Here is a 16,012-nt window from a genome sequence, read left to right as displayed (position 1 = left end):
TACGCACCGACGCTGAAATGCACGATGAAGATGCCGCACTTGACTCATCTCTTTCCGCTCCAGAGAATTTTTCCCGCATCGTCCGCGCAGACTTTTCAGGTGAAGATGACGCGCAGGAAAACAAACTCCGCCCTCAGCTTTTAAACGAATTTCTCGGACAGGAAACGACGAAAAAAAATCTTTCGGTTTTTATCGCTGCGGCGCGGAACCGGGAAGAAGCGCTCGATCACCTCTTTTTGATAGGGCCGCCGGGACTCGGCAAAACGACGCTTGCTCAGATCACCGCACACGAACTCGGAGCGGATTTTAAGATAACGTCGGCCCCCGCGCTCGATAAACCCAAAGACCTCGTCGGCATCCTTTCGACGATTACGCCGCGGACGGTGTTTTTTATCGATGAGATCCATCGGCTTAAGCCCGCGATCGAAGAGATGCTCTACATCGCGATGGAAGACTTCGAACTCGACTGGGTGATCGGTCAGGGAGCGGCAGCCCGCACGGTGCGCATTCCGATTCCGCCGTTTACGCTTGTCGGAGCGACGACGCGGGCGGGCAGCGTGTCGACGCCTCTTGTCAGCCGCTTCGGTATCATCGAACACTTGAATTATTATACGGGCGAAGAGCTCGCTTCGATCATTCACCGTTCAGCGAAGCTGCTTTCCGTTTCGGTCGACGACGATGCGGCCTTTCTCATCGCATCGTGTTCGCGCGGAACCCCCCGCGTCGCAAACCGCGTGCTCAAGCGTATGCGCGATTTTGCGCAAGTGGACGGCCGCGGCAGGATCACAAAGGATATCGTCGAAGCCGGTCTTTCGCGCCTCGAAATCGACAGTCTCGGCCTTGAGCGTTACGACAGGACGATTTTGCGTTCGGTTATCGAAAACTTCGGCGGCGGGCCGGTCGGAGCGGAAACGCTTGCGATATCCGTCGGAGAATCGCTCGACACCCTCGTCGATTACTATGAACCCTATCTCATTCAATGCGGACTTTTGCAGCGGACAAACAGGGGCCGCCTTGCGACTGAAAAAGCGTACAAACATCTCGGCATCGAAGGAGCGATTCGTCATGAAAACGACGGACTTTTATTTTGATCTGCCGGAAGAGCTTGTCGCGCAGCACCCGTCGGGTATACGGGGCGAAGATAAACTCATGCTCCTCGATAAGAAGAGCGGCAGCGTTTCGCACTTCGATATGCGCGATCTTCCCGACTTGCTTGAGCCCGGCACTCTTGCCATCTTTAACGATTCCCGAGTCCGCCGCGCGCGTGTGTTCGGTGTAAAAGAGACGACCGGCCGCGAATGCGAGTTTATGTTTTTACATCAAATCGATGAAAAAGGCTCTCTGTGGCGCACGATGGTAAAGGGCGCAAAAAAACAAAAGCGCGGCATGCGTTACGCGTTTCCGGACGGCTTCTTCGGCGTTATTGAGGGAGAAGATGCCGGAACGGAATTTCGAAATCTCCGTTTTGACGATCCGATTTCCGAAAGCTGGTTTGAAAAAAACGGTCACATACCGCTTCCCCCTTACATCAAGCGAGGCGATACGGCTTCCGATGCGGAGCGCTATCAAAACGTGTATGCAAAGACGACCGGGAGTGCAGCCTGTCCGACTGCCGGCCTTCACTTTACCGAAGACATGCTTTCGCGACTGAAAGAGAAGGGGATCGATATCGCGTGGGTGACGCTCCACGTCGGGCTCGGAACTTTTTTGCCCGTGCGCGAAAGCGAAATCGAAAAGCATAAAATGCACGAAGAAGCGTACACGGTTCCCGACATTACCGCGCAAAAGATCAACGATGCAAAACGGAGCGGGAGACGAGTGCTTGCCGTCGGAACGACGTCCGTGCGAACGCTCGAATCTTCATGCGACGAAAACGGCTTTGTAAAAGCGGGGTCGGGGAGTACGCATATTTTTATGTATCCCGGTTTTCGATTTAAAGTCGCGGACGAACTCTTTACGAATTTTCACACGCCCGAATCGACGCTCATCATGCTTGTGAGCGCTTTTGCCGGGCGTGAACATATTTTAAATGCGTATAAAATCGCCGTAGAAAAACGCTACCGTTTTTTCAGCTACGGAGACGCGATGCTGATCCGCTGACGCCTCACTCGCTGAGCTCTTTTAAGCCTTTCATTTCGCGTTCGAGGAAGACCGATAATATCGTTCGTAAAAGCACGATGCCGCCGAGCGTCAAAAGTTCGATGAGTGCGGGGTTTAAAATCGTCTTTATGATATCGGCTGCGATGAGGAGTTCGAGACCGAGCAAAAGATAGACGCCCAAATCCGAACGGATGACCATGATCGTGCGAAGCTTTTCTTTGCCGCTGAAATGTATCACTTCTCCTTTGATAAATTGCACGACGGCGATGAGCGCACCGTAGATGACGACGGCGATGCTTATGACGCTTATAACAAATTCGATGTGTTCGAGAATCGGATACAGAATCTCTTTCATGGCAATCTCCTTTTAATTTTGCAAAATATTTCGACAGGCAAAAGCATCGGTGCGTTCCGCCCTTGCTTTTTAGCATGTCTTTTATTATTTTTTTTTCTGCTGCATCCGCTTCGTTAAGGCTTATGTCAGCTGTTCGAGCGAATAGCGCGTCAAATTGACAAACTGCGTCCGTAAAATCGGATTGTACGGAACGTCTTTTGCCGCTTCGTCGAATTGCAAAGCGGCTGTGTCCGTAAAGAGCGAGATGTCTTTTGTCGCAAGCGGCAAGCGCGTTCCGATGAGACGGTTTTCGAGTTCGATACAGCGAAACGTCACCGCCCCCGAAAACGCGAGTTTGATATTCGTTATCATGTTTTTTTCGTTGTCTGCAAGAAACGCAAACGAAGCGCTTGTCTCGGTGATTTTGCGGTCTGCTCCGAGACGGCGAAACACCGTTACGTCCCAATCGCCGAGGGGTATGCGGATATTCGATAAAATCGAGCCGTGCGGTATGCCGGTAAAATTGACGAGCGGCACATAGACGGTGTCGAGCGCGCTTTTCAATTCGAGCCGGGCATCGAGGGCGAGGAGGGGGGCGTACAACGATCTCCGTATTCCTCCTGCACAGATATTGCCGCCGAGTGTCGCGATGTTCCGCACAAAGGGGTTTGCGATACTTTTGACCGCTTCGGTAAGCGCTTCGGGAACCCGCGCACTTGCGAGGGAGAGGATATCCGAGAGTACGACGGCAGGTCCGCAGTCGAGATAGCGTTCGTGCATCTCTACGGAAGCAAGCTCGGAGATGCCGTGAACGGAAATCGCTTTTTGGGGCGTACGCTCAAGGGATGTGCAGCCGCCGACAACTTCGAGACCCGATACCGATGTGAGCTGGTAAAACAATTCGCTTATCGTTTTTGCAAAGAAAAACGTGTGGTCGCTATTTTGCATTTTTTTGCGCTCCCATACGCTGCACTTTAAAATCGAAGGCGTAGAGGATACCGTCGACGAGCATATCGGTGTTCGTGCAGCACGGCGAAAGCTGCGAAACCTGTTCCGCGATCATCCTTCTTGCAGGTTTCACGGCGGTGTTCAAAACAGTCCGCGCCGCAAATATCTTTCCCGCGTTGCAATAGCCGCACAGCCTGATGCCCGCTTTATTGAATCCCTTTGCGATATCCTCGTAATCTTCGGTTTTTGAAAAGGCATCGAGCGTTACGATGTCGGCATCCCGCGCGAGGGCGGCGGGAACGATGCAGCTCGGAACGGCTTTACCGTCGAGGCAGACGGTACACGCGCCGCAGACGCCCTCTTCGCAGCCGCACTTTGCCGAAAGGCGGCCGTTTCTCCTCAGCACGTTTATCAATTTTTCGTAGGGAAATGCTTCGAGTACGGTTTTTTCGCCGTCGAGCGTTACGGGTATTTTCATGCGCTTTCTCCGGAAAGATTTTGTGTTTTGGAATGCATCGTTTCGGCGCTGCACGGCAGTTCGCGTATGCAAAAGCCGATCGCCTGTGAAAGAGCTGCCGAAAAGGCTGCGGGAACAATGCTGTGCACGAGGTTTCCGATTTGAGAGGGGGGAGCGTCGGACTGTACGAACGAAATATGCACGCTGTCGCACGAGATCGTCTCTCCTTTGACGAGCTGTACGAGTTCCTGTTGGATCGCGATGCGTATCGTGTTTTCGGCGGCGCGCAATTCGAACACGTGTCCGCAGTCGATCGTTATCCATATTCCTTTGATGCGCTCTTTGTAGGTATAGGGGTCGAGTTCGATTTCGACGACGGCGCATCCGAACGAACTTGCGTAAAAGGGTACGCCGCAAAAATTTTCTTTGTTCCACAGCTTTTTGATCGAGGGAGGCAAACCTTTTTTTACGGTGATCGGGAGAGACGCTTTTGCCGCTTTCTTTTTTTCGAGTTCGGTGCAGCACCGGTGTAAAAGCTGCGTCGTAATGCTCAAGCTGCCGTAGATGCTGTTCGGCGTCGGTAAATCGCTTCCTCCCTGTTCGTCAGGCGATATCGTTACGGCCGACGGCGGCACTTTGAGCAGGGATGAGACGAGCTTTGTCCAAATATCCGAAATCGTCGAAGAGGGGACGGGGGAGTGAATCGTCACCGTTCCGTCTTCTTCGAGCGTCACCGATACCTTTTGTTTTTCCGTAACGAGATCGTTGTTCAGATAGCCCGAACCGCCGAACGCGCAAGCCATACCGATGCCGCGTATGGGGAGTGCGAAAAACGTATCGAGCGAACGGGACTTTTCGGCCGTGTCGATTTTAAATGCGGCGTATTTGCGGTTGTAATCGCTCATTTTGATTACGCTCGCGATTGCCGTCCCCGCTTTTCCCGTGCGGAATATAAAGGGCATCGCCCTTTCTTTGGGATTTTCGCGCATATTTTTTATGCGGAGCTCCGGCGCGAGCATATTGACCCGTTCGGCTATTTGCTGGATGTGATTTTCGATCGCAAAAAACGCCTGCGCGTCGATGATATCGGCGAATACGGATGTCGGAGAAGAAGGAGATGTCCGGGCTTTCGCGCTTATAAAAATGTTGGGGATATCGTATACGCCGCACGAAGCGATCGCGAGGCGGTCGACGATTTCCTGTGCGAAGGGATTACAGTATCCGACGTCGGTTTCGATCGAAATCTTTGTCGCAAGTATGTCGCCTTCTTTTGAAACGGCGCTCTCGCACGTGATGGAAGCGGCGACTCCGGGCTTCATAAAAGTTTTGTGTTCTTCGCGGGAGAGCGAAAGTTTTACCGGCTTTCCCGTCAAATACGACGCAAGAGCCGCCTGAATGACGAGCGTCGCGTTCCTCCACATACCGTTCGCGTCGTGACCCGCCGTGTTCGTCCCCTTTATGACGATGCGGTCTTCCGCAATTTTGAGAGAAGCGGAAACTGCGCTTTTGAGATAGAGCGGCCACTGCGTCGGCGCAAAGATTGTGAGTGTGCCGTTTTCCATAAAGCAAAACGCGCCGTTCGTTTCGGGCCATGACGGCTGTACGGTGTTTTGCACCCACGTACCCGATACGGTATAATCGGCATTTTTGAACAATGCTTCCGCTTTGTCTTCAGAGAGAAAACATCCCGTTTTCACCGTACGCTCGGCAACGATTTCGCTTGTCTTTACCGTACTTTCTTCGGCAGGGGGGGCGCTCTCTCCTTCGCTTGTCTTCGCCGTAGGCTCCGTGACGGTTTCTTCCGTTTTTTCGCTCGTATCGGAGTTGCTCTGTGTGTGCGCAAGGGGGCTGTCTCCCGGCGCATCGATGTGCATCGCGTGGGCGATTTTTAAAAGCTTTTTCGATTCGCTCTTTTCTTTCGGCATCACCACCGAAGGCAGCGCATAGCCCTTTGCGACCGATCTCAGCGCCGACTCGACCGTCGCGCTGTCGAAGGCTATTTCGATTTTACTCGTGAGCTCGTACACGGTCTCTTCGTCCGGCCCGACGATGATACCGACGGGTTCTCCGAAATACGAAACACGCTCGGTACAGAATATGGGCGTGTCCGATGCGAGCGTGCGCATCGCATTTTTTCCGGGAATGTCGCGCGCGGTAAAAAACGCATAACCTTCGGGAAGAGCGGGAACGGATATGCCGACGATCGTGCCGGACGACACGGGGCCTCTCACGAGCGCGCCGTAAAGCATGTCGGGTTTCGTGCAGTCGGTATAGTATTCGTGGACGACGAGCGGCTCTTTTTTCCCTTTTTTGTCGCTTTTCTTTTTCACTTTTTCAGGCATGGTGTGCCGCTCCTATGGATCCGACCGTTTCGATCACGCTGTCCGTCATATCGCTTGTCATACCGGGCCACAGCGGAAGCGAAATCGTCGATGCGAAACGTTTTTGCGCATTCGGAAAATATTCCGCACGGAATTCGGGATACAATTTTTTCCAATACGTAAAATGAAAGAGGGGTATAAAATGCACCGAAACGCCGATGCCGCGCGACTGCAGCTCTTTTGCAAAGTCGTCGCGGGTTATCGTGAGCGCATCCGGTTTTATGCGCATGAGGTAGAGGTGCCATGCGTTTCCCTCTCCGTCGGGCGGGACTTCGATAAAGTCGAGCTTTGAAAACGCATCGTTGTATTTTTTTACAACAGCTTTCCGCGCTTCCGAAAACGCGCGGGCTTTTTTCAACTGTTCGATGCCGAGCGCGGCGAGGATGTCGGGCAAATTGAATTTGTAACCGCATTCGGCGATGTCGTATTCCCACGAAGCGCGGGGGGACGTATAGCGATCCCATGCGGCTCTGTCCATGCCGTGCATACGCATGAGCGCGATGCGCTTTGCAAGCTTTTCATCGCGTACGCACACCATACCGCCTTCGCCCGTCGTTATGGTCTTTGTCGCATAAAACGAAAATACGCCCGCATCTCCGATCGTTCCCGCGTAACCGAGCTTTGTCGGAGAAGGGAAGGAGTGAGCCGCATCTTCTATGACGCGGACATCGTACGCTTTTGCAAGGGCGCATATTTTTTCCATGCGGCATACGTTTCCGGCGATGTGTACCGGCACGATCGCTTTTACTCGCTTTCCGTTTTCGCTCTGCAATATGGCTTCGATTTTTTGTACGTCGATATTGTACGAATCTTTTTCGATGTCGGCAAAAAATACGTCCGCTCCCAAATGCCGCGCGCATGCGGCGGTCGATACGAACGTATAGGGCGTCGTGATAACGGCGCTTCCCTTTGTAACGCCGCATGCATCCATCGCGAGGATCATGCCGCTCGTATTGCTGTTTACGGCAAAGCTTTGCACGTTTTGCACATCGAGCGAAAGCGCTTCTCTTGCACTCCTGACGTCGCTTTCCACAGCATTCATCATGTCGGAAAAATCGCTTTCAAAACGCAGCGCGTATTTTCCCGTTGTAAGCCAGCCGCTTTTGATCACTTCGAGCACCGCCCGCTCTTCTTCGATGCCTATAGCGGGGCGGGAAAAGGGTACTTGTATGTCAGCCACGGTTTGCCTCCGCGTAAAAGGCTTTGAGAGAAGGGACGTCTTCGGAAAGAATGGACACGAGATATTGTTTGTTGCGGTATTTCTCTTCTTCGCCCGAAGTGCGGAAACACACGGGATGGAGTTTTTCAAGGAGAGAGCGCAAGTGCGCTTCGGCGTACGGCGTGTTTTTCAATCGCATGATTTTTTTGTACGAAGTTTTTTGCGCTTCTTCTTCGGGAAGCCGTAAGGGTTCGATCGCCCGCTCTCCTTTTCTCGCTCCGGTAAATACGATGTCGATGTCTTTGTACGGTTCGAAACCGCTGAAACGGATGATCTGTTCGGCCAGCTCCGTTATCTTTACGGGCTGCCCCATATCGAGGAGGTAGGACGAACCGTTTTCGCCGACGCCGCCCGTACGCAAGACGAGGGAGCACGCTTCGGGTATCGTCATAAAATAGCGCTCCATCGCTTTGTCGGTGACGGTAACGGGGCCTCCGTTTTTGATTTGTTCCATAAAGAGCGGTAAAATGGAACCGCGCGAGCCGAGCACGTTGCCGAAGCGGACGAACATAAACGATGTTCCGTCCCGCGCTTTATTCGCATAGGAGAGTACGAGTTTTTCGCACAACATTTTCGACACGCCGTAGACGGAAACGGGACTGACGGCTTTGTCGGTCGAAACGAGTACGAAGCGGCGGACGCCGTGAGCGATGCACGCGTCGAGAAGATTTTTCGTACCGAATACGTTGTTTTCGATGGCGGCGACGGGATTTTCTTCCATAAGCGGAACGTGTTTATAAGCCGCACAGTGAAAGACGACGTCGCATTTCGTGTGTGAAACGATGTAGTCGACATAGTCTTTATCTTTCATGTCGCCGATGATAGGCACGACCGTCGCTTTTTCGCCGACGCCTTCTTTTTGCAAAAGGTGCAGTTCGCGGTCTATTTGATAGATGGAATTTTCGCCGTGCCCGAAAAGGTACAAACGTTCGGCTCCTCCCGACAGAAGCTGCCGTGAAAGTTCCGAGCCGATCGAACCTCCGGCTCCCGTGATGCACACGCGCTTTCCGCGCAAATACGAAAGGCTTTCTTTCAGTGAAATGGTTACGGGCGTGCGTCCGAGTATATCCAGAGGATCGATGTCGCGCGCCTGTACCAAATGCGCCGTACCGTTTACGATCTGGCTCACGCTCGGAAGAATTTTGATATGCTTAAAGCCGCCCGATTTGAGCGTTTCGTAAATTTCTTTTATCCGTTCGACGCTTGCGCTCGGGATCGCGATGATCGCTTCGTCGCTGTCGGTGCAACGTAAAATTTTTGCGATGTCGGCGACGGGACCGAACACCGGAATGCCGTCGAACTCCTGCCCGATGAGCGATTTGTCATCGTCGAGAAAGGCTGCGACTTTGCCGAATATTTTTTTGCGCTTGATGTCCGAAGCGATGGAAATGCCTGCAAATCCTGCGCCGATTATGTACAAATGCTTGTCGGATCTGTTCACGGTTTTTCATTATAGCACAGCCGCCCGTGTTTTACAATTCGATAACCGCGCCTTTCAAGACCGCCGGTCTGTCAAGTTTAAGATCAAGCTTGCGCGTCCGTGAGTCCGCTTGTGCGCGGGAGAGGGGGTAGCGGACGACCGCATGAACGGAGCGAGCGGAAAACGATAGTTTTACGTTCGTGGAGTGAAAAGGGCGGGAGCGAGGGGGAGGCTTCCCCCTCCTGTAAAAAAATCTAAACACGCTCTTATTTTATTCCGATGATAGAAGTGTGGATATATACAGGGAGGCATCCGTGAAAAAATTATCGATAGCGCTGTGTTCGGCGTTTTTGTGCGGCGTCTGCTCGTGGGCGACCGATATTGCATTTCAAGTCGTCCAGCATAACGATGTGATCGATACGGTATGCGAACAGACGCTCGTCATCGAAGATCAGATACTCGATTACTTTTTCAATTTCGGCGATATCGTTACGAACGAACCTGCCGTTGCGATCGTTCCGGAAGATGCGGAAAACCTGTGGAGGACGGCATATGCGTTTGCCGTAACGGGGGGAGCCGACTATTTTGTAGAGCTGCGTCTTTTTTACAGCGGCAAAGCTTCCCGCGATCCCGCTCACATATCGCTCAACGATCTTGAACGCGTGCAGTGGACGATTGCCGACGTAAAAACCGGAAAAAAAATCGCGGAGGCGAAAGCGAAAGTCCGAAAACCGGCATCGGGAAAAACGGATGCTTCAGGTGTAAAAGAATTCGCTGCTTCGATCGCAGACGCAATGCGGAAAGCGATACGCAAGAATATCGATAAAAAATCGAAACGCTGACAAGCGATAAGGATAGAGCCATGGTTAAAAAGATCAATCTGTTTTTTTTATTGATCGGCTGTCTGCTGTTTGCATCGTTCAGCCCTTCCCTCGACGGACGCGCCGTCGTCGCCGATCCGGGCACTTTGCCCGAGGGGTATTTTGCAAAGACGGTCGGCTATCTTCCGGGCGACAGCATTATGGTGTCGAACCTTGCATCGCAAAAGACGCTCGATATCCTCGTCGTCGGCTCTCTCGATCAATCCGAAGGAGTTGCGATCCTTTTATCGCCCGAAGCTGCTGCCGAACTCGGCATCGTAAAAGATTCGAACGTCATCGTAAAGATCACAAAACGCAGCGGCGAGCTTGATGAAGCGGTTTCGGGTACGGCCGTTATCGCGCAAGGGGAGACGTCGCTTTCATCCGGTATGGAACCGAAGCCCGCCGTCGAAGATGCGCGTGAAGAGATTGCGGATGAAAACACCGTCGAAGACAACACCGAGCAAGCGGATGCGAATGAAACCGATAATGAAGAGAGTGGGGATAAAACGGATGTCGATGAATTGATTTCCGAAGCTGAAGACGATACGGAACGGGCGGAAGCCGATCTTGAAAGCGCCGAATCGGAACTCGATAAGGCGGAAGATGACATTGCGACAGCGGAGGCGATTTCCGATGAGCGCGTGAGCGAGGAACCCGTTGTGACCGAAGCGGGCGATGGAGAGAGCGAACGCATCGCCGAGGAAACGGCAGCCCATGAGGATGCTGCAGCTGATGAAAGCGAAGCGGTGCCCGAAACGATAGCTGCGACCGAAGAAGAAGTTTTGCCCGATGAAAAAATCATTGCAGAAGATGTGCCCGAAGATGTGCGGGAAACGTCGGAAGCGGTAGCGGAAGACATACCGGCGGAATCGGCGGACGACGAAAGCCGAGTGACCGACGAACCTGTCGTGACGGAAGCCGAAACGGATGAAACGCCCGCGGCGGTTGAAGATGCCGCACTTGCCGAAAGCGCGCCGCCTGCCGAAGCAGCCGATGAAAAGATCGCCGCCGATATTCCGCCTGAAGAAGTGCAGGAGATCGCAGGCGATACGCTGCCTGAAAGCGACGAAGCTCAAGGGGTGGAGAAGGGAAGGGAGGAAGAACTCATTGCCGAATCGGTCGAAAGCGCTCCCCCATCTGACGGCGCTTCCTATCAAGCGATCGTGCTTACGCCGGAGGATGGTTCGGAGGTCAAAACGGAAAGTACGGCGAATGCTGTAGCAGAAACCCGAGCGGCTGAAAACGTACGAGCCGAATCCGTCGTCGAGAGCGCGGCGATTGCCGCCGAAAGCACGGTTCCGGTTCCTTCACCGCGCGATGCGGGAGGAGTTTCGACTGCCGCTTCGCTCGCGCGCGAATACGGCGCACGCACGGCGGAAAATCTTTCGTCGCTCGATAAAGGTACCTATTACGTGCAGATAGCTTCTCTTTCGAATCCGTCGAATATACGCGAAACGCTCGGCAAGTACGGCCGCGATTATCCGGTAACGCTCGTGCCGCTCGCATCGAAAGCGTCGACACAGATTATGATCGGTCCGCTTTCCGTCGACGAATATGCGGTCGTTTTGGAGCGGTTCAAATCGTACGGTTACAAGGATGCCTTCGTTAGGAAAATACGCTGAATCCGTTTGTTAATTAATAATTATTAAAAAAGTCCGCCTTGTTTCGAGGCGGCTTTTTTTATGAAGTTCGATTTTTCTTTCGTTTTGCGGTATCTGAACGGTGAGTTTCCGAAGCAAAGTCGCGAGTGAAGCGAAGCCGAACGGCGTGAACTTGCGAACGGAGTTCTTGCCGAACGCACGGCTTTATGTTGTGCGAAGGAGTTTAATTTTTTTTCATTCTCGACATCCGCTTCGATAAGCGCTATAGTTTCGGTATGATCATCGCGGAAATAGGAACGGCTCACGAAGGCTCGCTTGCAAAAGCGAGAAAGCTCATCGACGCGGCTTTTTTTGCAGGAGCCGATGCCGTAAAATTTCAATGGGTGTATGCGGATGAAATCCTGCACCCCGATACGGGAACGGTCGATTTGCCGGGCGGAAAAATAAAGCTCTACGATCGGTTTAAAGCGCTCGAAGTGCCGAGCGATTTTTTTAAATCGGCGATGGCGTACGCGCACAAAAAAAATCTCCTCTTTGTCTGCTCTCCTTTCGGACTCAAAAGCCTCCGTGAACTGCTTGCTCTTAAACCCGACGCCGTAAAAATCGCATCTCCCGAATTGAATCACATCCCGCTTTTGAGAGCTTTGTCGGATTTCCGTACGGTGCAAAAAGCGCTCGGGGATGCCGTCATCCCCGTCATCCTTTCAAGCGGCGTTTCAAAGCTCGCCGACATCGAACGCTCTCTCGACATCGTCGGAAAAGAAAACGTCACGCTGCTACACTGCATCACAAGCTACCCCGCTCCCGAAACCGAATACAATGTGCGCCTCGTTTCCACGCTGCACGACATGTTCGGCGTACCCTGCGGCATCAGCGATCACTCGCTCGATCCCGTCCTCGTTCCCGTCCTCGCCGCCTCATGCGGAAGCGTTATGACCGAAAAGCACATCACGCTGAGCAAAAAGACTGACGGACTCGACGATCCCGTCGCGCTTGAGGGTGAACAGTTCGGACAAATGGTACGTTCTCTCCGCCAGTGTGAAGCGGCAAAACGACGCTACGGCGAAAAACGCGGAGCGGCGCGCATACTCAAAGAGATGCGCGAACAATACGGCAGAAAAAAAGTGCGCGAAGTTCTCGGCACGGGAATCAAAACGCTTGCGCCGTCGGAAATCGAAAACTACGGAAGGACGAACCGCTCGCTCCATTTTATGCACGCGATGAAAGCGGGCGACGTCGTCGAAGAAAACGATATCGCAGTCCTCCGTACCGAAAAAACGCTCACGCCCGGCATTTCGCCGGAATACTTTGAAACGATTGTAAACGCGCGTCTTTCACGGGACGTCCGTGCGGGGGCGGGCGTCGATTGGGAAGACATCGTGTATCGCCGGTGAGCGTGGAAATAAGCGCCGTACAACGATGGTTTTTGAAAAACACCGGAAAAATCCGCAAAGCGATTTTTTATCGCGGAACGGATATTTTTAAATTTTCGCTATCAGCTTTTTCCGTTTCCGCCCATTCGGGATGAATTGTATACCACGGCTTGAATTCCAAGAGTTCATCTCGTGTCAGCTTGGGACAATCGGAAAAATCTTTATTTTTAAAATCTTCCATTTCTTTTTTTCTCTTTTCCGACAAAGGAGGCAACTTTTTTATCTCATCTAAAGTCATAGTTACACTGTCACGGATTTTGCTATCCGTTTCTTCCGTGCAAGGGAGATGCGCTGTCGCGCATCATATACGAAAATTGCCCCGTCCTTTTACTATCCGTTCCGTCCGTGCAAGGGAGATGCGCTGCCGCGCATCGATCGACGAGAACTGTCACGGATTTTGCTATCCGTTTCTTCCGTGACAGTTCTTATACTTCTTCCCGGAGCCGCAGGGACAGGGATCGTTTCGGCCGATTTTCGGCATCGTGCGGCGGACGGTTACCGATTGCCCCTGCGTATGCTTTTGCATCGCTCCTCCTGCGGCTGCCCTCCGCGCGGCATCTCCGCTCATCTGCATGGAAGCTTCCCGTTGCGCTTCGCCCGACGCGCCTCCTGCAAAAGACGCGGCTTCGGAATGCTGCGCGCTCATATCGCGAGAGCTCATCCTCCTCCGCGCTTCTGCTGCAGCCGGCGAAAGCTGGATACGCACTTTGAACACGCGCGACATAACGGTCGTCCGGATCGAATCCATCATTTCGTCGAAAATATTAAAACCGTCGATCTTATATTCGGTAAGCGGATTCTTACTGCCGTAGGAGCGCAAGTGTACCGCATCGCGCAGGCTTTCGAGCTCTTCAAGTTGGTCGAGCCATTTTTTGTCGATCGTCTGCACGTACTGGTAGCGGATAAACATATTGAGGTTTTCTTTGCCGGCAAGCGTTTCCTTTTCCGTCAAATCATTTTGCAGCATCGATTCGAGCGTTTCGCGCGAAAGCTGTTCGGGTGCCAGCTGTATGCCGAACATATTTCTGATGCGATCGTTGAGCTCCGCCAAAGCGGCATCCTTTTGTTTTTTCGTGTGCAGTTCGTATTCGTCGAAAATATCGTTTACGACGTCTTTTGCGTTGTTCATAACGCGCACGGAAAGATTTTCGTCGGCGAGAATGCTGTCCCGCTGTTTGTAGACGACGCCGCGCTGTTCGTTTAAAACGTCGTCGTAGTCGAGCAGGTTTTTGCGGATTTCAAAGTTTCTGTCTTCGACTTTTTCCTGCGCTTTTTTAATGCCGCGGTTCAGCCACGGGTGATCGATCGGCTCTCCGGGCTTCATGCCGATCCTGCTCATCATCACTTTCATGCGTTCGCCGCCGAACAATCGCATGAGATCGTCGTCCATCGAAATAAAGAATTTACTGCGACCGGGGTCTCCCTGTCGACCTGAACGACCGCGCAGCTGATTGTCGATACGCCGGCTTTCGTGACGTTCGGAGCCGATGACGTACAGTCCGCCCGAAGCTTTTACGTCTTCGTAATCTTTTTTCCACTGCTCTTTTTCGATTTTGTAAGCGGCATCGTATTGTTCGGGCGTTGCATTCGTTCCGGCTCTTTTTTGCGCGCGGAATTCGGGATTGCCTCCGAGCTTGATATCGGTACCGCGGCCGGCCATATTCGTTGCGATCGTCACCGCGCCTTTTGCACCCGCTTCGGCTATGATGAGCGCTTCGCGCGCGTGATTTTTCGCATTCAGCACTTCGTGGCGGACTCCCTTGCGCGTGAGCATCGCCGAAAGGTGTTCCGATTTTTCTACGGAAACGGTACCTACGAGTACGGGCTGTCCCTTTGCGTGAGCCGCGGCGATTTCGTCGCAGATCGCCGTCCACTTGTCGCTTTCGTTGAGGTAGACTTCATCGTTTTCGTCTTTTCGGATAACCGGCTTATTCGTCGGGATGGAAACGACATCGAGTTTGTAAATTTTATTAAATTCGACCGCTTCCGTTGCCGCCGTTCCGGTCATGCCGGAAAGCTTGTCGTACATGCGGAAAAAATTCTGAAAGGTGATCGTCGCAAGCGTTCGGTTCCGCTGTGCGATGCGCAAATGCTCTTTCGCTTCGATCGCCTGATGCAGCCCGTCGCCGTAACGCCTGCCTTCGAGGATGCGGCCGGTAAACTCGTCGACGATCTGCACTTGTCCGTCTTTGACAAGGTAATCGACGTCGTTTTTGTACAAAGTGTGAGCCCGCACCGCCTGCGTAAAATAGTGCACGTATTCGAAATTGTTTTCATCGAAGACGGTTCCCGTTATCAAATTGTGCTGATGGAGAATTGCATCGATGTGGTTCATACCCGCGTCGGTAAACGACACGCGCTTCGATTTTTCATCGAGCGTATAATCGCCTTTGATATTTTTCCGCTGTTCGGGATCCATGTTCACTTCGTCGGGATAAAGCCCCGTCACGGGATCCTTTTCCACTTCAACAAGCTGCCCGACATATTTATCGACTTCGTGATACTTGTACGTGTCGTCTTCACCCTGCCCGCTGATGATAAGCGGAGTACGCGCTTCGTCGATCAAAATCGAGTCGATTTCGTCGACGATGCAAAAGCTGAATCCGCGCTGTACTTTTTGCGAAAGCTCTATCTGCATATTGTCGCGGAGATAATCGAAACCGAGTTCGTTGTTCGTCCCGTAGGTGATGTCGCAGTCGTACGCCGCTTTCCTTGCAGCGTTGTCCATATCCGAAAGGATCGTACCGACGGTTTGCCCCATGTACGCGTACACGGGCCGCATCCATTCGGCATCGCGCCCGGCAAGATAGTCGTTTACCGTGACGATGTGCACGCCCTTTCCCGAAAGGCTGTTCAAATAAGCGGCAGCGACGCACATAAGCGTTTTGCCTTCGCCCGTTTTCATCTCCGAAATGCGTCCCGAATGCAGCACGAGCGCGCCCATAATCTGCACGTCGTAGGGACGTTCGCCCAATACGCGGAACGACGCTTCGCGCGCGAGCGCAAAAGCTTCGGGAAGTATGTCGTCGAGCGTTTCGCCTTTTGCGAGACGCTCTTTAAAAATCGCGGTCTGTTTCGGAAAATCTTCCGCCGAAAGGGATTTCGCCCAGCTCTCTTTTTCGTTTACCTTTGCGAGGATCGGAGCGAGCGCTTTGACGTCGCGTTCGTTTTGGGAGCCGAAGAAAAATGTAAGAATCTTATCAATAAACATACCTATAAATATACGATATTTTGCAGTGCATTGACAAGACGAAAA

13 protein-coding genes are annotated in these 16,012 nt (G+C 52.6%); 5 read left to right on the top strand and 8 right to left on the bottom strand.

Annotated elements, in window-relative coordinates; all coding sequences use genetic code 11:
- The first annotated feature begins 17 nt into the window (after nt 1-17).
- Both ruvB and queA read left to right on the top strand, forming a co-directional pair.
- Nucleotides 18-1,091, top strand: coding sequence for a Holliday junction branch migration DNA helicase RuvB (gene ruvB / locus H9I36_RS05865; protein ID WP_187384530.1), 1,074 nt, complete (start codon nt 18-20; stop codon nt 1,089-1,091).
- Nucleotides 1,066-2,100 carry a tRNA preQ1(34) S-adenosylmethionine ribosyltransferase-isomerase QueA gene (queA, locus tag H9I36_RS05860; RefSeq protein WP_187384447.1) on the top strand — a complete coding sequence of 345 codons (1,035 nt, stop codon included), beginning with the start codon at nt 1,066-1,068 and terminating at the stop codon, nt 2,098-2,100. The genes ruvB and queA overlap by 26 nt, the downstream gene beginning before the upstream one ends.
- Nucleotides 2,101-2,104: 4 nt before the next feature.
- Here queA and H9I36_RS05855 read toward each other — a convergent pair whose 3' ends face one another.
- The 6 genes from H9I36_RS05855 to H9I36_RS05830 all read right to left on the bottom strand — a co-directional run bounded on the left by H9I36_RS05855 (nt 2,105) and on the right by H9I36_RS05830 (nt 8,880).
- Nucleotides 2,105-2,455 carry a DUF1622 domain-containing protein gene (locus H9I36_RS05855; protein WP_187384446.1) on the bottom strand — a complete coding sequence of 117 codons (351 nt, stop codon included), beginning with the start codon at nt 2,453-2,455 and terminating at the stop codon, nt 2,105-2,107.
- A 120-nt stretch (nt 2,456-2,575) separates the two neighbouring features.
- Complete coding sequence (locus H9I36_RS05850; protein ID WP_187384445.1) at nt 2,576-3,382, bottom strand: FAD binding domain-containing protein; 807 nt, start codon at nt 3,380-3,382, stop codon at nt 2,576-2,578.
- Nucleotides 3,372-3,860 (bottom strand): (2Fe-2S)-binding protein, encoded by a 489-nt coding sequence (locus tag H9I36_RS05845; protein ID WP_187384444.1) that lies wholly within the window; start codon nt 3,858-3,860, stop codon nt 3,372-3,374. Before H9I36_RS05845 ends, H9I36_RS05850 begins: the two co-directional genes overlap by 11 nt.
- A complete protein-coding gene (locus tag H9I36_RS05840; RefSeq protein WP_187384443.1) occupies nt 3,857-6,181 on the bottom strand; it encodes a xanthine dehydrogenase family protein molybdopterin-binding subunit in 2,325 nt (774 codons plus the stop codon). Before H9I36_RS05840 ends, H9I36_RS05845 begins: the two co-directional genes overlap by 4 nt.
- A complete protein-coding gene (locus H9I36_RS05835; protein WP_187384442.1) occupies nt 6,174-7,400 on the bottom strand; it encodes a DegT/DnrJ/EryC1/StrS family aminotransferase in 1,227 nt (408 codons plus the stop codon). The genes H9I36_RS05840 and H9I36_RS05835 overlap by 8 nt, the downstream gene beginning before the upstream one ends.
- Entirely contained in the window at nt 7,393-8,880 is a 1,488-nt protein-coding gene (locus H9I36_RS05830; RefSeq protein WP_187384441.1) for a polysaccharide biosynthesis protein, read from the bottom strand. Before H9I36_RS05830 ends, H9I36_RS05835 begins: the two co-directional genes overlap by 8 nt.
- 293 nt (nt 8,881-9,173) lie before the next feature.
- Between H9I36_RS05830 and H9I36_RS05825 the strand changes: the two genes are divergently transcribed.
- From H9I36_RS05825 to H9I36_RS05815, 3 genes are all read left to right on the top strand, one after another.
- Nucleotides 9,174-9,701: a hypothetical protein gene (locus H9I36_RS05825; protein WP_187384440.1), complete on the top strand. Its 528-nt coding sequence runs from the start codon at nt 9,174-9,176 to the stop codon at nt 9,699-9,701.
- A 20-nt stretch (nt 9,702-9,721) separates the two neighbouring features.
- Nucleotides 9,722-11,344, top strand: a complete 1,623-nt coding sequence (locus tag H9I36_RS05820) for an SPOR domain-containing protein (RefSeq protein WP_187384439.1) — start codon at nt 9,722-9,724, stop codon at nt 11,342-11,344.
- A gap of 254 nt (nt 11,345-11,598) precedes the next feature.
- On the top strand, nt 11,599-12,717 hold the full coding sequence (locus H9I36_RS05815) for an N-acetylneuraminate synthase family protein (protein ID WP_187384438.1): 1,119 nt from the start codon (nt 11,599-11,601) through the stop codon (nt 12,715-12,717).
- Between the two features lie 67 nt (nt 12,718-12,784).
- On the opposite strand, the gene H9I36_RS05810 is transcribed toward H9I36_RS05815, so the two are convergent.
- Nucleotides 12,785-12,994 (bottom strand): hypothetical protein, encoded by a 210-nt coding sequence (locus tag H9I36_RS05810; RefSeq protein WP_187384437.1) that lies wholly within the window; start codon nt 12,992-12,994, stop codon nt 12,785-12,787.
- Nucleotides 12,995-13,156: 162 nt separating this feature from the next.
- A complete protein-coding gene (gene secA, locus H9I36_RS05805) occupies nt 13,157-15,967 on the bottom strand; it encodes a preprotein translocase subunit SecA (protein ID WP_187384436.1) in 2,811 nt (936 codons plus the stop codon).
- Between the last annotated feature and the right edge of the window lie 45 nt (nt 15,968-16,012).

The organism is Treponema sp. Marseille-Q4130 (genome assembly GCF_014334325.1).
Taxonomy (GTDB): domain Bacteria; phylum Spirochaetota; class Spirochaetia; order Treponematales; family Treponemataceae; genus Treponema_D.
This window is presented reverse-complemented; position numbering and strand designations above follow the sequence as displayed.